Genomic DNA, 16,117 nt, shown 5'->3' with positions numbered 1-16,117 from the left:
AAGGATGTATCAGAGTATGGACGAGATGTTTTTTGGGTTTGTTTGCCTTGTATATTTCTGCCGGCTGTCCCCCTTGCCTTTGGCTTGGCTGCTGGATCGCTGGTTGGGAGACCCTGCCTGGTTGCCGCATCCTGTGGTGGGATTCGGCAAACTGATAGCCTGGGGAGAAAAGTCGATGAATGTGGGGAGTGCCCGCGTTTGGAAAGGTGGGCTGGTATCGGCAGTGCTGATTGCGGGAGTCTATCTTTTCACTTGCTTCTTTCTCAGGGTGACCGAAGAGTATTCCATCGTATTGACGGCTCTGATAAAGACCTTGCTGATATTCTGCTGCCTGGCCGGAACGACGTTGATACGTGAGGTCCGGATGGTTTTCGAGGCGGTGGACCGTTCGTTGGACGAAGGACGCCGACAGGTGGGGCGTATCGTGGGGCGGGATACTTCTGCTTTATCTGCGCAGGAAGTGCGCACGGCAGCTTTGGAAACCTTGGCGGAAAATCTGAGTGACGGAGTGATTGCGCCTCTTTTCTGGTATGCCGTGCTGGGAGTACCCGGCATGATGGCGTATAAGATGGTGAACACGCTCGACTCGATGATTGGTTACCGAAACGAGCGCTATCGTCAGTTCGGCTGTATAGCGGCCCGGATAGATGATGTCGCCAATTACATTCCTGCCCGCCTGACGGCTCTGTTGATGATAATCGTCAGCGGACGGCTTTCTTTATTCAGGTTTGTGGGTAAATACGGCAGTCGCCATGCCAGTCCCAACTCCGGTTATCCGGAGGCGGCATTGGCAGGTATCCTGAATTGCCGGTTCGGCGGTCCGCATTATTACTTCGGGGAGGAGGTATGGAAACCGTTCATCGGTGATAACGAACGGGTATTGACAACAGCGGATATGAGGAAAGCGGTATCCGTCAATCAGAAGGCAGAGGCGTTGATGGTCGCGTTGGTGTGGCTGACTGTTCTGCTGTCTTTGGGTTAAGTTGCAGCCGGACTATTCCGCCGTAAGGTGTCAGTGCGCCGAAAGCATCTTCCATCTTTAATGTTCCTGCATAGATCTGTGCACAAATCAGTACTCCGCCATGTGCGAAGACAGCCACGCGCCCGTACTTTTGCCTGCTCACTTCATCCAGAAATTCGGAGACCCGTTGAAGTTGCATTATAAACGATTCTCCGCCTGTGGCTGCTACATGGAAATAGTCGTCATACCACTCTTGCAGTCGCGGATCATCTATTTTGTCGAACTCCTTCATTTCCCATTCACCGAAGTCCAGTTCTTTCAGACGGGCATCACGAATGGCATCCGGATAGCCACAGTGCTCTGCCAGACGGGTGCAGCGGCTCAAAGGACTTGTGAATACGGCATCAAACACATCATCCTGCAACTGTTGAGCCGTGATTGTGGCTTCTTCTTTAAAACTATCCCGTAAGGGAACATCGGTCTGGCCATAACAGACGCCTTTGGGAACATCGACAGAGGTATGTCGGATCAATATGATTTCCATGATCTTATTGGTTTAAGTATGAGTTTGACTCACCACAGAGTAACACAGAGTTCCACTGAGATGATTTATCTCTTAAACATCTTATAGACAAGAATTTAAAAACAGGTGATACTCTGTGTTACTCTGTGGTGAATCAAACTATATGAATATAAGAATAACTACCCCCAGGTAGAAGGACAGTTCGCTTAAAAGGAACAGTGCACCGCAGCAATCGCCTGTATACCCTTGTAACTTTCGTTTCATCAGCCTGTATAGTAGATACAACACTGCCAGCGGGAATATAATGGCAATCCAATACCTGTACGGAAGCAGGAGCGTCAAAGGAAGTATTCCGCATAAAAGTCCGAAAGCAAATTCTCCTTGCGACATTCTATTATAAACCACCTTCGCCTTGCTCTCTTCTTCTTTCCGTGCGTAAGGCAGGAAGTTAATGATCTGTGATGAAGTCAACTTGCTCACAGTGTCGCCTGCAATCAGTACAGAGCAGGCGAAGGAGAGAGGAAGACTTGTCAGGAGATTCCATAGCAGGAAAAAGTATGCGATCAATCCGATGACCCCATAACTGCCGATGTGCGAATCCTTCATAATAGAGAGGATACGTTCCCGGCTGGTTCCTCCGCCGAATCCGTCAAAGAAATCCGCCAGCCCGTCTTCGTGCAATGCGCCTGTGATCAACAATCGGCTGGTAAGTGCCAGCAATACGGCAACGGTGAAGGGGAGGACCTGTGCGGCCGACCAGAGTACCCCCGCCATGACGCCGCCCGTAAGCCATCCTGAAAGGGGCCAGTAAGGCACCACGTGCTTAAAACATTCTGCCGGAACTTCCCGGATGCGCCAGAAGGGGAGACGGGTGAAAAAGATAAATGCTGCTAATATATTCATGTGGGGCTTCTTTAAAAGTATTTGGTGATGGACGCATGCGCAAAGTTGTCCATTTCGTTGATCATCCGCACCGCAGAGTCTACGATAGGATAGGAGCAGATGGCTCCGGTCCCTTCTCCAAGGCGCAAACCCAGATTCAATAACGGCTTGGCTCCCATGGCATCAAGCAGAAGCTTGTGTCCAGTCTCGTCTCCCTGATGGCCGAAGATGGCGTAGTGCATTACTTCAGGGTAAAGCCGGGATGCCGCGAGGATGCAGTTTGTCATGATGAATCCGTCCACCAGGATAATCATTTTCAGTTCGGCTGCCTGAAGCATGGCACCTACCGCCATTACCATTTCCAGGCCGCCGAAGTAACGAATCAGGTCGCGTACGCTTCCGTCTCCCTGATAATTGTCCAGTGCCCGCTGCAATACGCTGTATTTATGACGGATTCCGGCATTGTCGAGTCCGCTTCCGGCGCCGACGCATTGTTCGAGGGGAATACGGGTGAAGCAGGTCATCCACATAGAGGAGGATGAAGTGTTGCCGATTCCCATTTCACCCAAGGAGAGCACATTGCATCCTTCGGCGTGGCACCGGCGGACTATCTCTGCCCCGCGGTCTATACACAAGTCCATCTCTTCTTCCGTCATGGCCGCTTCATGCAGGTAGTTGCGTGAACTTTTGCGTACTTTCATATTGATAATTCCCTTGTCGTAAGGCAGATCGTAATCCACTCCGGCATCCACGATCTTTAATTCGAATCCGTGTTGGCGGCAGAGGAAGTTGACACCTGCCCCTCCATGAAGGAAGTTGCTGATTTGCTGCCAGGTGATCTCTTTGGGAGAGAGGCTGACACCTTCGTCGACAATGCCATGATCGGCTGCAAATATAATGTTCTGCGGACATTTCAGCGTGGGAGTCAGTGTCTGCTGGATAAGCCCGATTTGCAAAGCCAGTTCTTCAAGTGTTCCCAGAGAACCTTTGGGCTTGGTCAGATTGTTTATTTTGTCGGTCAATGCTTCCCGGATTGTTTCGTCCGGTCTGGTGATTTGAAATGTTTTCATTTTATATAGGATTAGTCTATCGTTTGTTTTTCATCTTTTACTTTTACGGGAATGCCCGATACCATTAATAAGACCTGATTGGCCCGGGTGGCAATATACTGGTTCATCCACCCCTGCATATCGGTGAACTTTCGTTGTATAAGGTTTTCCGAGGTGCCTCCCATGCCGATCTCGTTGGTGACGAAGATAAAGGTGGCTTCCTGTTCTGTCAGCCGGTCAAACTCGGCTTTTATGGCGGCGAGTGCCTTGTCTGTATCCGCTTCAAGGTCGAAGAAGTAATTGGTACACCAGAGTGTTACGCAATCGATCAGCACTACACGCCCTTGCAAAGAATGGCGGCTCAGTTCCTTTTCTTCTTCTATGTTGGTCCATTCCGGTCCCCGGTTGGCCTGATGACGTAACACCCGTTGACGGAACTCTTCGTCCCAGATGCGTGAGGTGGCCAGGTAGACCGGATTGGGGGAGAGAGATAATGCTAACCGTTCGGCATAGCTGCTTTTGCCCGAACGTGCCCCTCCGGTGATAAGTATGATCTGTTTCATGAATCTATCTGTGTATTTTCGGTTAGCAAATGTACGGTAATATTTTATATTTCCGTTCCCGGATGCAAAATATTGTGCCATTGCCATGGGTATTTCAGAAACAATATTTATCTTTGCACTGCTTTACAAAACGGAAGCAATTACATTGCGGTAGTAGCTCAGTTGGCAGAGCGGCGGCTTCCCAAGCCGCAGGTCACGAGTTCGACCCTCGCCTACCGCTCAATTCATGTTTTCAAGTCAAAAGTAAATATCGCAGGTTCCCTTGATCTTTTTGTGAGAAAAGAATGATGGAATCTGCGGTTTTTTTGTGTATTTCCTCTTTCACTCTTTGTTCTTTTCTTACCTTTGTGAATCAATTTTAATAGATAATCACATGAATAAGAAACTAATCTTATCTATCTTCGTTCTGGCGGGGGCTCCTGTACTGTTATCGGCTGCGGGAGAAGCACGATTACTGCGTTTTCCTGCTACGAACGGAAAGGAGATCGTATTTTCGTATGCGGGCGATTTGTATAAAGTGCCTGCTGCGGGAGGTGAGGCACAGCGTCTGACTTCCCATGTGGGATACGAAATGTTTCCCCGGTTTTCTCCGGACGGCAAAACGATTGCATTCACCGGACAGTATGATGGAAATACAGAAGTGTATACCATGCCTGCGACAGGGGGTGAACCGTTACGAGTTACCTATACGGCTACCAATAGCCGCGATGACCTGGGTGACCGTATGGGACCCAATAACATTGTCATGACCTGGACACCGGACGGACAGCGCATCGTATACCGTAACCGTATCAGTGATGGATTTTCCGGCAAACTGTTTACAGTGGACAAGGAAGGCGGATTGTCAGAAGCAATTCCTCTTCCGGAGGGCGGATTTTGCAGTTACTCACCGGATGGAAAACAATTGGCATACAACCGGGTGATGCGTGAATTCCGTACCTGGAAGTATTATAAAGGCGGTATGGCGGATGATATCTGGGTGTATAATCCGAACAGCAAAACAGTGGAAAACATTACCAATAATGTAGCTCAAGACATTTTTCCGATGTGGATTGGCGATGAAATCTTTTTCCTTTCCGATCGTGACCGCATCATGAATATCTTTGTATACAATACGAAGACTAAACAGACTGCCAAGGTAACTGATTTCACTGAGTATGATGTGAAGTTCCCAAGTGCCAGTGGAAATACCATTGTCTTTGAGAACGGTGGATATATTTATAAGATGGATGCCGCTACCCGGAAGGCTGAAAAGGTAAACATTACACTGGCTTCGGATAACATCTATGCCCGTACCGATTTGAAAGACGGAACGAATTATGTGACTGCGGCCAGTCTGTCGCCGGATGGAGCACGAATGGTAGTGACAAGCCGGGGTGAAGTATTCAATCTGCCGGTAGAGAAAGGGGTTACAAAAAATATAACTCGTTCGCCGGGAGCTCACGACCGTGACGCACAGTGGTCACCGGACGGAACACAGATTGCTTATATCTCTGATGCTACAGGCGAAACCGAACTTTATCTGCAGAATGCGGCAGGTGGCGAACCGATGCAGTTAACCCATAAGAACGATACATATATCCGTGGCTTTAAATGGAGTCCGGATTCTAAGAAGATAGTGTATATGGATCGTAAGAACCGAGTTAATCTGCTGGATGTGGCTTCCGGGAAAGTTTCATTATTATTGCAAGATCCGATGGGAGTGCCGGGTGGAGTTACTTTCTCTCCGGACAGTGAGTGGTTGACTTATACACGGATGGGTAAAAATGAAATCAATGTCGTATATGTCTACAATATTGCGGAAAAGAAAGAATATCCGGTGACCGACAAATGGTATAACTCTTCTTCTCCGGTGTTCAGTGCCGACGGAAAGTATCTGATATTCTCTTCTGCCCGTGATTTTAATCCGACTTACGGATCATTGGAATGGAACCATGTATATAATAATATGTATGGTGTGTACATCGCTTTGCTGTCTAAAGATACATCGTCTCCTTTCATGCAGAAAGATGCGGAAGTGGCTGCATCTAATGCAGCACCCAAAAGCGGGGATAAGAAACCGGCAGATAAGAAGGAGGTGGCTGATGCTTCGTTGGTGAAGTTCGATCCGGATGGCATTACCGATCGCATTGTTCGATTGCCCTTGTCTCCGTCTTATTATGGTAACTTCTATTCGGATGGCAACAAGGTGTACTACTGGGGACGCGGTGGTACGAAAATGTATGACTTGGCAAGTCAGAAAGAGGAATCGATTGCCGATGGAGCTTCGATGGATGTTACTTACGATGGTAAGAAGGCACTTTTCTTTAAAGGCCGTCAGATTTATGTGACCAATCTTCCTTCGGGTAAGACAGAACTGACCACTCCGGTCAATTTAAGCAATATGAAGATTACTGTGGATTATCCGAAAGAGTGGGCACAAATCTTTGATGAAGCTTGGCGTGCCTATCGTGACGGATTCTATCAGGAGAGCATGCACGGTGTAGATTGGAAAGCAATTAAAGAAAAATATGCGGTCTTGCTGCCTTACGTTAAAACTCGTTTAGACCTGAATTACATTATCGGTGAGATGATAGGTGAATTGAACTGTGGGCATGCTTATGTCAATCCGGGAGAAACGGAACAGCCCAAACGGATCAATACCGGTTTGCTTGGTGCGGAGATTACCCGCGACAAGAATGGCTTTTTCCGTCTGGAGAAGATATTCCCCGGAGCATCTTGGAGCAAAGAACTGCGCTCTCCGCTTACGGAACCGGGGGTTGATGTGAAAGCAGGAGAGTACATCGTAGCTATTGACGGTGTGCCGACCAATACAGTTAAAGATATGTATTCTTTACTGGTGGGTAAAGCAGAGATACCTACTGAAATTTCGTTGAATGCCAAACCTCAGCTTTCCGGAGCACGTAAGGTTGTGATCAGTCCGCTTGCCAATGAATATCCTTTGATACATTACAATTGGGTACAGGATAATATAAAGAAAGTGGACCAGGCTTCCAACGGACGTATCGGATATATTTATATTCCGGATATGGGACCGGAAGGCTTGAACGAGTTTGCCCGCTATTTCTATCCGCAACTTGATAAAGAAGGGTTGATTATTGATGATCGTGCCAATGGTGGAGGTAATGTTTCACCAATGATCCTGGAACGTCTTTCCCGTGAACCTTATCGCTTGACTATGGGTAGAGGTACCAGCCATGTGGGAACAGTGCCTGATGCTGTACAGGTGGGACCGAAGGTTTGTTTGATTAATAAATACTCCGCTTCTGATGGCGACCTGTTCCCATGGGGCTTCCGCGCACTTGGATTGGGCAAGTTGATAGGTACGCGTACCTGGGGAGGTATTGTTGGCATTAGTGGTTCATTGCCATATATGGATGGAACAGACATACGTGTTCCGTTCTTTACCAGTTATGACCCGAAGACGGGACAATGGATTATCGAAAACCATGGTGTGGACCCGGATATCCTGATCGATAATGATCCGGTGAAAGAGTGGAATGGAGAGGATCAGCAGCTGAACAGAGCCATCGAAGAGGTTATGAAACAGCTTCAGGACCGTAAACCATTGGCTCCGGTACCTGCTCCGAGAGATTTTAGCAAATAAAAAACTTACTGAGATTGCAGTAAGAGGTTTTCACCACAGATTCCACGTACTTTTACAGACTCATTATCAGTGTCATGTATAGAATCGCGTAATCTGTGGTGTTTCTTTTTGATACATACCTTCTAACGTTTATGAAACAAGAACTAAAGAATAAACTTGCATTTTTGGCAGAGAAATACGAGGTAGCCGAATTTATTATGGACGACCCTATACAGTTTCCACATCGTTATACCGGCAAGGCCGATATTGAGATCTCTGCCCTGGTAGCCTCTTGGATTGCTACCGGAAACCGGAAGGCTATTATCAAAAGCGGCGACCGGATTGACCGTGAACTGTTCTCGAATGCTCCTTACCGGTATATACTTAGTGAGGAGTGGAAGAAATATCGAGGAGTAAAAACCAGCTTTTATCGTTATTATTCCTGGAATGATTTCTATTTACTTTGTCAGGCTTTGTATGCGGCCTATCAGGAACATGAAGACCTGGAGTCGCATTTGTGCCATTCGCTTTCTTCGGGTACTCCGTTGGAAAGACTGCAATCCGTGTTCGGACATATCAATGGGATGCCTGCTTTGGCAAGTGCTTCCGAAGCGAAAAAGATGTGTATGTTCCTGCGCTGGATGATTCGTCGGGATTCTCCTGTGGATCTGGGTATCTGGCGGAGTTTTGATCCTTCGGATCTGATTATTCCTCTCGACACGCATGTGCATCGCATTTCAGTCGATCTTGGACTGACCGATGCACGTAAATGTCTGAAGACTGCGCGTTGTATTACCGATGCATTGCGGGAGATATGGCCGGATGATCCGGTGAAGGGAGACTTTGCACTTTTCGGGTTTGGTATCAACGAATCCGTAAGAAGTTAGACGGTGTTATAAGAAACTTTTTAGCTTGACTATCTGTTCTTTAAGCGATAAAGGATATGTTAAACCTCCTTATGGCGTAAAATTATGACTAAGAAAGAAGAAATTTTAGTAGAAGAGGGCAGTTGGCAAGCACCCGAGAAGTATTATATCAAAATAACTCCTGACGGCCCTTATCTTGTTTATGGTAATCCTCCCATTGACCAGGAAATTATTCTTCCCAATGAAGAAGGTTCTTCGTGGGTGTATCAACGCGGGCTGAGTTTCGACAGTTCGGCCACTCCGGTAGCTCTGTGCCGTTGCGGGCATTCCCGCCATAAACCCTTCTGTGACGGTTCTCATAAGCGTGCCACCGATTGGGACTCTAATGAAACCAATAACAAACGTCCGTTACTTGAAGAAGCCGAGGAATTGGAAGGCCCCGCCATGGTGCTTGCCGATAACGAAAAGTATTGTGCTTTTGCCCGTTTCTGCGATGCACGCGGCCGAATCTGGAATCTGGTACAACTCGCTGAAACGGAAGAAGAGCGTGAACTTGTCCGTCGCGAGGCCGGCCATTGTCCTGCCGGGCGGCTCGTCGTTTGGGACAAAGAGACGCAAAAAGTCTTCGAACCGCCTTTTGAGCCCTCTATCGGTATTATTGAGGATCCTGGAATCAGAGTGAGCGGACCTATTTGGGTAAAAGGCGGTATCCGCATAGAGAGTGCGGATGGCAAAAGCTATACAGTCAGGAACAGGGTGACTTTGTGCCGTTGCGGACAGTCGTCCAATAAACCGTTTTGCGACGGTACACATGCTTCCATGGGATTCAGCGACGGACTTCCGTTGGAAGAAAAAGGCAAGAAGTGGTGATTCTGCTTTCTGAAAAATCATAAATAAGCCGGTTGTCAATCGATAAACCGGCTTGTTTATGAACTGGTCTGCCGGGTTCCCTCTTAAAATTATAGATAAAGAATGATCACAGTTCACCCATTTTTAGTATTTTTGCATCCTGTTTTGAAGATAGAAAACTTTAAAAGAAGAAAAATATAATGGCAAAAGAACTGAAAGACCTGACCAAACGCAGCGAAAACTATTCGCAGTGGTATAATGATTTGGTAGTGAAAGCCGATTTGGCAGAGCAATCGGCTGTACGCGGATGTATGGTGATTAAGCCTTACGGATACGCTATTTGGGAGAAAATGCAACGTCAGCTGGACGATATGTTTAAGGAAACCGGACATGTGAATGCTTATTTCCCGTTGCTGATTCCAAAATCATTCTTGAGTCGTGAAGCTGAGCATGTGGAAGGCTTTGCCAAAGAGTGTGCCGTAGTTACTCACTACCGCCTGAAGAATGCCGAAGATGGTTCGGGTGTGGTGGTTGACCCTGCTGCAAAGTTGGAAGAAGAACTGATTATCCGTCCGACTTCCGAAACAATCATCTGGAATACTTATAAAAACTGGATTCAGTCTTATCGTGACCTGCCTATCTTATGCAACCAGTGGGCAAACGTTTTCCGTTGGGAGATGCGTACACGACTGTTTCTCCGTACAGCAGAATTCCTGTGGCAGGAAGGCCATACGGCACATGCAACACGTGAGGAGGCAGAAGAAGAAGCAATCCGCATGCTGAATGTATATGCTGACTTTGCAGAGAAATACATGGCGGTTCCGGTGGTGAAAGGGGTGAAGTCGGCCAATGAACGTTTTGCCGGTGCGCTCGACACCTATACCATTGAAGCGATGATGCAGGACGGCAAGGCGTTACAGAGTGGTACGTCTCACTTCCTGGGACAGAACTTCGCGAAAGCGTTTGATGTGCAGTTTGTTAATAAAGAAAATAAGCTTGAGTACGTATGGGCTACTTCATGGGGTGTTTCTACCCGTCTGATGGGTGCATTGATCATGACCCACTCGGATGACAACGGTCTGGTATTACCTCCGCATCTGGCTCCGATTCAGGTAGTGATCGTTCCTATATATAAGAATGACGAGCAGCTGAAACAGATTGATACCAAGGTAGAAGGTATTGTAGCGAAGCTGAAGGCATTGGGCATTTCGGTCAAATATGATAATGCCGATAACAAACGACCGGGCTTCAAATTTGCCGATTATGAACTGAAGGGTGTACCGGTTCGTCTGGTAATGGGCGGACGCGACCTGGAAAACAATACGATGGAGGTGATGCGTCGCGATACATTGGAGAAAGAGACCGTCACTTGCGATGGTATCGAGACATATGTTCAAAATCTGTTGGAAGAGATTCAGGCCAACATCTACAAGAAAGCGCGTACTTATCGCGATTCACGTATCACTAAGGTAGACAGCTACGATGAATTCAAGGAAAAAATCGAAGAGGGCGGTTTCATTCTGGCTCATTGGGACGGAACTACGGAAACAGAAGAGAAGATCAAGGAAGAGACAAAAGCTACTATTCGTTGTATCCCGTTCGATTCGTTTGTTGAAGGTGACAAAGAGCCCGGTAAGTGTATGGTAACCGGCAAACCTTCTGCTTGCCGTGTGATATTTGCTCGTTCTTATTAATAATTAATATAAGGTATAAGGAAAAAAGGTTGGAGGTACCGAAATGAACTTCCGACCTTTTTCTTTACTACCGTTATTCTAATAGCCTATGAATCCATTCTTGAATCTTATCTGGCTGCTGTGTGGCGGCATTTTTACTGCGATAGAGTATCTTATTGCAAGTCTCTTGATGATGGTTACCATTATTGGTATTCCATTTGGCTTTCAGACGCTGAAACTGGCCGGGCTTGCTTTATGGCCGTTCGGCAAAGAGGTGAGGAGCACCCCCGATTCGGGAGGTTGCCTCAGTATCATAATGAATATAGTCTGGCTGTTTCTCGGTGGAATTTGGATCAGCCTCTCTCACCTGGGATGGGGAATTCTGCTTTGTATCACAATCATTGGTATACCATTCGGGAGACAACACTTCAAACTTGCCGGACTGGCTCTGACTCCCTTCGGAAAGGTTATTGTCGATAAGGGCTTTTAATCGTTCTATCTTCTTCACATCCCTTTATCGGTATTCATACACTTTCCGTTTTTGTATTCTTTCTTTGTAAGAGAGACATACGAAAATAAAGACTGAAGAAAAGAGAGCGTCACATCGGATGCTCTCTTTTCATTTCCGATTTAGCTTTGGTGATGTCCTTTACCGTGTCATTCGGGATGCTGTCTCGTGCGGCAGCCTGTTTCTTTCTTAGGTTTCTCAACTTCCATTTATTCCAGAAGAGAAGTTCACTCCATTTATTAAAATCTTTTTTGTACATGATACCGATTCCTTGGGTAGTCAGGTTGGTTCGTGTATAATAACGGTCGTTCGTTTCATTATACGCCTTCAGACGTATGTCTCCTGAGCGGTTGAGCAGCCATTCCGCTTCAAAGTCTCCGATGAAATTGGTATTAGCTAACGGATTATCCCGGTAGCCGAAATTACCATTAATAATCAGACGGTTGTTCAATAACTGTCCGGACAGGATACCTTCTATTTCCATGTCCGTCCAGCCTTTGTCACCGGTACTGAGATTCGTTCCGATATTCCAGTTGTTGTTATCGAATACCTGCGATAACAGATTGTTTAACTGTCCGGACAGGGTAGAGAATAGGGCTGACGATGTCATATTGGAGTTTTGGGTGCCTCCGGTACTCTCCTGTGGATAGAACTTGCCGATACCCAGCAGATAGAGTATCTGTATGTTCATCTGCTCTTCCGTACTGATGTAATTGCGTACCAGCGTCTGTATCTCGTCCCGTTCGTTGGGGAGTTCGATACCTAATTTAATATTGGGGCGCCAGAGAATTCCGGTCAGGTTCATGATGCAATTCACCTTTACATTGGGTTGCTGGGTGATCGGGTCTGCGGCATCGGGGATCAGGTCATTCAGCGAAGCAGAGTTCACCGTATAACTGGCTTGTATATCGAGCGTCGCATCCAACGGGGGACCGTTGAAAGTGATACTGCTTCCGTCTTTTATGATAAAGTCCTTGCGGATGACTTCCTGCAAGCTGAACTTATAAATACCCTGGCTGATGCGGTAGTTTCCGAACATTTTCACATCTCCTTTATTAAAGAACTCTGTCCGTATGTTGCCGGAGCCTTTACCGCTGATGTAGTCTCCGGCAATGGGGTCCATGATAATTTTCATAGTAGCGTCCGGAGTAGCATCTATCAACAGATTCAGGCGGATATCCGTTTTTGTCTCTTCCTCCTCCATCTCCTGCTGCAGCCGCTCATATTCTGATATTACATTGATGGAATCTTGAACGAATCTGCGCGGAGTTTTGTCGATAAACTTAATGAACTGGTTGCTGGCTGCTGAAGCAGTGGCATTGGTTATGTAGACAAAATTGGTATTGCGGTTGGTCGTGACGGCTGCATTGACTTGCAGTTCCTGCGGATTGCCAACCAGCATCGCATTGCCGGTTCCATACACTTTTCCGTAGAAGTTGATATCAGAGCTTTCTTTCGTGTCCATCAGTAACATGTTGTTCACGTTGAATTCGAAGTGATAGCTCAAATCCCTAAAATGCCTGAAATTCAGTTTGCCGTTCATCGTGCCTTGGTGCCCTTCCATATCTGCGATATGTATATTGTCGAAAGTGATACCGGTGGTGGACAGACGGATAGTGTCTTTTACGGCAAATGATGTGTTTAATATTCCTATCTTCAACGACGCATCTGTCATCAGATCCCCTTCGATGTTGAGTTCCTTGAATTTTCCATAGAAATGAGCTTTGCCGCTGGTACGTCCATGCAGGTCTTCGACAATGGAACGCATGAAATATTGGAGGAACTGAATGTTTGTATGCTCCGTTTCTATATTCAAATCCAGTTTACTTTCCGGCTTTAACGGATAGACGTGCCCGATGACGTGCGTTTTCGATAGCCCTTCTTCTTCCATGTGAGCATCCAGGAAGATGGCACGTTTGTCGTTCTCCCATGCTCCGTAAATATCCATTGCTCCCAAAGAAGCATCATTGAAAGTGAAGTTTTTAAAATGTAAGCGGGTATTCATGACCGGCTCCTTCAAAATGCCACTGGCATATGCCGTTCCGGTGGCATCTCCTTTAAAGTCCACATCGTCAAAATCTACCACATCGAATACGTAACCCACATTGATGTCCTTCAGGTCTACCTTCAGTGTATCTTCGGCATGTTCCGAGATGCGTCCGTCGATGCAGATGTGACGGTCTTTATGCGAGAAATAGAAATCGTTTACATCTACTTTGCCCGAATCTACTACTACTTGTGACGGATGAATCTGCCACAAAGTGTCGTTCAGGATAATGTCTGTCTGCTTAATGTCTACGACTGTTTTCAGTGCCGACTTTTCTTCGGCCTTGCGGAAGAAGCTGGCAGCAGCGGATAATCGTCCGCTATAAGTGTTGATGGTATTATTGCCCCAATTGATGTTGGCACTTATGGTATCATTTTGGGCTTGCGCATCCAGTGAGATGCTTACGGCACTCTCTTTTTTCAGGTTATTGAACCGTATCTTGGCCTTGAACTGGTCAGTAGGATTTTCACAGAGCACCAGTCCGGACTCGATAAACGTGTTTTGATATTGTAGCCGGGGGAAATAGCCCTCTACTCGCAGCCGCTGTGCCTGGTCATTGAAGTAACCCTTTACAGTCGAGTGCGTATATATCTTCAATGGGATGTCGAATACGGTAGACAGCAGTTCTGTATTGAATATGTGGACATCGAAACTGAAGTTGTTATTCGTTTCAATCGGCTTCTTATCCGGCTGGATCAATGAAGGAATATATCGCCGCATAATATTCATTACGCTTGCCGGAAGTGTGTGATACAGATAATTACCTTCAATACTTGCTTTCAGGAAACTGGAGGTCAGTTTCAATTGGTTTTGTTTGTCTTGTCGAGTGGCTATGATGTTGATATTATCCAGAAAGTAATTCTTTTCGGGTGCGGTGAATTGTAGACTGTCTATGTTGATTTCACCTATCATTTCATCGATGGAACCGCCACGGAAGTTAGCTTTCAGCTTCAGAGAGAATTCTGCGTCCGGATAATCCTTGCTCAGGTTCAAGTCGTGCGGGCGTACTTTATCTATTACAGCATTGAAGTTGAAAGTCGGGATTTTCTCGACTACATTGATGTTACCATTTAAATGTATCGAACCGTTTTCATCATCCAGTGCCACCTTTCCGTCGAAGCCGCCACGTTCGAACTCTCCGTCGAGTGTGATATTCTCATATTTATAATTACTGTATTCGAGGGCAGCTATCAGGCCTTTTAGCGTGATGGCGGGGTACTGGTTACGGTAGTGGCTGCCTTGAACATTCAGATTAAAGGTAATTTTGCCCAGTTGCTTGTTATCCAGCAACTGTCCCAGCTCGAAGTCGGTGGTCTTTACACCTCCCGAATAAGAAAACAAGGCTTTGGCTTTATCGGAACTGAGCTTTAAGTCAGTTTGGACAGAACCAATGTTGGTACGAAACAGACCGTACATGACCAAATCTGTGAAATACCCCGATATTTCACCGTGAAAGGAAGCATTTCCTAAACGCTGCAGAATAGGAGGAACCCCATTGTAATGCGGACTCAGGTTGCGTACCAGGAATCCGATTCCATCGTTATTGGCAGATAGATTGGCAAGATGCCCGTATACATAGGCATCTTGCGGGCGTGATAGATCCTGTAAAGAGACATCTCCCTTCAGTCGGAATTTATCGCCTGCATTAATTTCCAGCGTTTTGCAGTTCAACTGGTTGAGTGTACCTTCTACATCGATGCCCAGATCCAGCTTTTCTTTAAAGTTGGATAGTGCCGGAACAAAAGCTGAAATATCATTCAGGGTCACGTAGGATGGCAGAGTACGGAAAGAGAAACGGACTTCATCGGCAAAATGATTGAGTGCTCCCAAACTGTCATATTCCATCCGAATGGTATCCATTTTCATTTCGGTACCCGGCATTTCTATAGCAAAATTCTCTATTTTCATGCCTCTGTCATTAGCTATGACTTTCAGGCTCAACTTTCTCAGCTCAAAGCCCGATTGTTCATCCACGCTTAGCCGTTTGATGGCCGCATTGATCGAATCGCCTTGAAGTGCTTTGAGAGAGATGTTGGCAATGATATTATGCAATTTGACATGCTGGGGGTTGAACTTTCCGGGAGTTTCTTTTTCCGACAGTACATCGTAAGCCAACTTACCACGGCGTATCAATATAGAGTTGATACGCAAGTCGAGGCTCTTGTCTGTTTTTACTGTGTCTTTAGAGGCAAATGCGTCAAGGACAAATTTGAAATTAGGGTCCGTATTCGGAGTAGGTTTGTTCAGGTTGATGTTAAAGCCGAACAATTGTACACTGCTGATTGCGATTTTTCCGTTGAATAGGGGGATAATATCAAACTTGGCGGAAAGACGAGTAATTTTAAGCATCTCTTTGCCCGATTGATCGTCGAGCAGCACATCGTCTATGATGATACGATTCAATAGTCCGATATCTATCTTACCGATAGTCAGTTCAGTACCTAATGTCCGGGATAGTTCTTTTGCGACAAACGTGGTCATATTTCGCTGAATAAAAGGAATATTCAGCAAAATGATAGTTCCGATATATATACCTAATATAATACCGATAACCCAGCGTACAGTCTTCTTCAGCGTTCTGATAAGCGGTTGTTTTTATTTTGCGAACAA

At 46.3% G+C, this 16,117-nt stretch carries 11 protein-coding genes and 1 tRNA gene; 7 read left to right on the top strand and 5 right to left on the bottom strand.

What is annotated here, in order from left to right; genetic code table 11:
• Window positions 1-25: 25 nt before the first annotated feature.
• Window positions 26-982 (top strand): adenosylcobinamide-phosphate synthase CbiB, encoded by a 957-nt coding sequence (gene cbiB / locus R3O62_RS16165; RefSeq protein ID WP_206265632.1) that lies wholly within the window; start codon window positions 26-28, stop codon window positions 980-982.
• Here the strand turns inward: cbiB and cobC are convergent.
• From cobC to cobU, 4 genes are all read right to left on the bottom strand, one after another.
• Window positions 915-1,505: an alpha-ribazole phosphatase gene (gene cobC / locus R3O62_RS16160; protein ID WP_101603178.1), complete on the bottom strand. Its 591-nt coding sequence runs from the start codon at window positions 1,503-1,505 to the stop codon at window positions 915-917. The two genes, cbiB and cobC, sit on opposite strands and share 68 nt — an antisense overlap.
• A 138-nt stretch (window positions 1,506-1,643) precedes the next feature.
• Window positions 1,644-2,387, bottom strand: coding sequence for an adenosylcobinamide-GDP ribazoletransferase (locus tag R3O62_RS16155; RefSeq protein WP_317472751.1), 744 nt, complete (start codon window positions 2,385-2,387; stop codon window positions 1,644-1,646).
• 11 nt (window positions 2,388-2,398) lie between these two features.
• Window positions 2,399-3,436: a nicotinate-nucleotide--dimethylbenzimidazole phosphoribosyltransferase gene (gene cobT, locus R3O62_RS16150; protein ID WP_005806309.1), complete on the bottom strand. Its 1,038-nt coding sequence runs from the start codon at window positions 3,434-3,436 to the stop codon at window positions 2,399-2,401.
• An 11-nt stretch (window positions 3,437-3,447) separates the two neighbouring features.
• Window positions 3,448-4,059, bottom strand: a complete 612-nt coding sequence (gene cobU / locus R3O62_RS16145; RefSeq protein WP_080546236.1) for a bifunctional adenosylcobinamide kinase/adenosylcobinamide-phosphate guanylyltransferase — start codon at window positions 4,057-4,059, stop codon at window positions 3,448-3,450.
• A 66-nt stretch (window positions 4,060-4,125) separates the two neighbouring features.
• Here cobU and R3O62_RS16140 point away from each other — a divergent pair.
• The 6 genes from R3O62_RS16140 to R3O62_RS16115 all read left to right on the top strand — a co-directional run bounded on the left by R3O62_RS16140 (window position 4,126) and on the right by R3O62_RS16115 (window position 11,442).
• A tRNA-Gly gene (locus R3O62_RS16140) sits at window positions 4,126-4,198 on the top strand.
• Window positions 4,199-4,351: 153 nt separating this feature from the next.
• Window positions 4,352-7,585, top strand: a complete 3,234-nt coding sequence (locus R3O62_RS16135; protein ID WP_317472750.1) for a S41 family peptidase — start codon at window positions 4,352-4,354, stop codon at window positions 7,583-7,585.
• 131 nt (window positions 7,586-7,716) lie between these two features.
• Window positions 7,717-8,451, top strand: a complete 735-nt coding sequence (locus R3O62_RS16130) for a TIGR02757 family protein (RefSeq protein ID WP_269109798.1) — start codon at window positions 7,717-7,719, stop codon at window positions 8,449-8,451.
• Window positions 8,452-8,535: 84 nt separating this feature from the next.
• The gene (locus tag R3O62_RS16125) at window positions 8,536-9,300 is read left to right on the top strand and encodes a CDGSH iron-sulfur domain-containing protein (protein WP_234185045.1); all 765 of its coding nucleotides are present in this window, start codon (window positions 8,536-8,538) and stop codon (window positions 9,298-9,300) included.
• 179 nt (window positions 9,301-9,479) lie between these two features.
• Window positions 9,480-10,973 carry a proline--tRNA ligase gene (gene proS, locus R3O62_RS16120; protein ID WP_022011377.1) on the top strand — a complete coding sequence of 498 codons (1,494 nt, stop codon included), beginning with the start codon at window positions 9,480-9,482 and terminating at the stop codon, window positions 10,971-10,973.
• A gap of 88 nt (window positions 10,974-11,061) precedes the next feature.
• A complete protein-coding gene (locus tag R3O62_RS16115; protein ID WP_005820355.1) occupies window positions 11,062-11,442 on the top strand; it encodes a YccF domain-containing protein in 381 nt (126 codons plus the stop codon).
• A 109-nt stretch (window positions 11,443-11,551) separates the two neighbouring features.
• On the opposite strand, the gene R3O62_RS16110 is transcribed toward R3O62_RS16115, so the two are convergent.
• On the bottom strand, window positions 11,552-15,988 hold the full coding sequence (locus tag R3O62_RS16110; RefSeq protein ID WP_269109796.1) for a translocation/assembly module TamB domain-containing protein: 4,437 nt from the start codon (window positions 15,986-15,988) through the stop codon (window positions 11,552-11,554).
• Window positions 15,989-16,117 lie beyond the last annotated feature (129 nt).

The sequence above is a fragment of the Bacteroides hominis genome (assembly GCF_033042785.2).
In the GTDB taxonomy this organism is placed as follows: Bacteria; Bacteroidota; Bacteroidia; order Bacteroidales; family Bacteroidaceae; genus Bacteroides; species Bacteroides hominis.
Note: the sequence above shows the minus strand (reverse complement) of the source record. Positions and strands in the feature narration are given on the sequence as shown.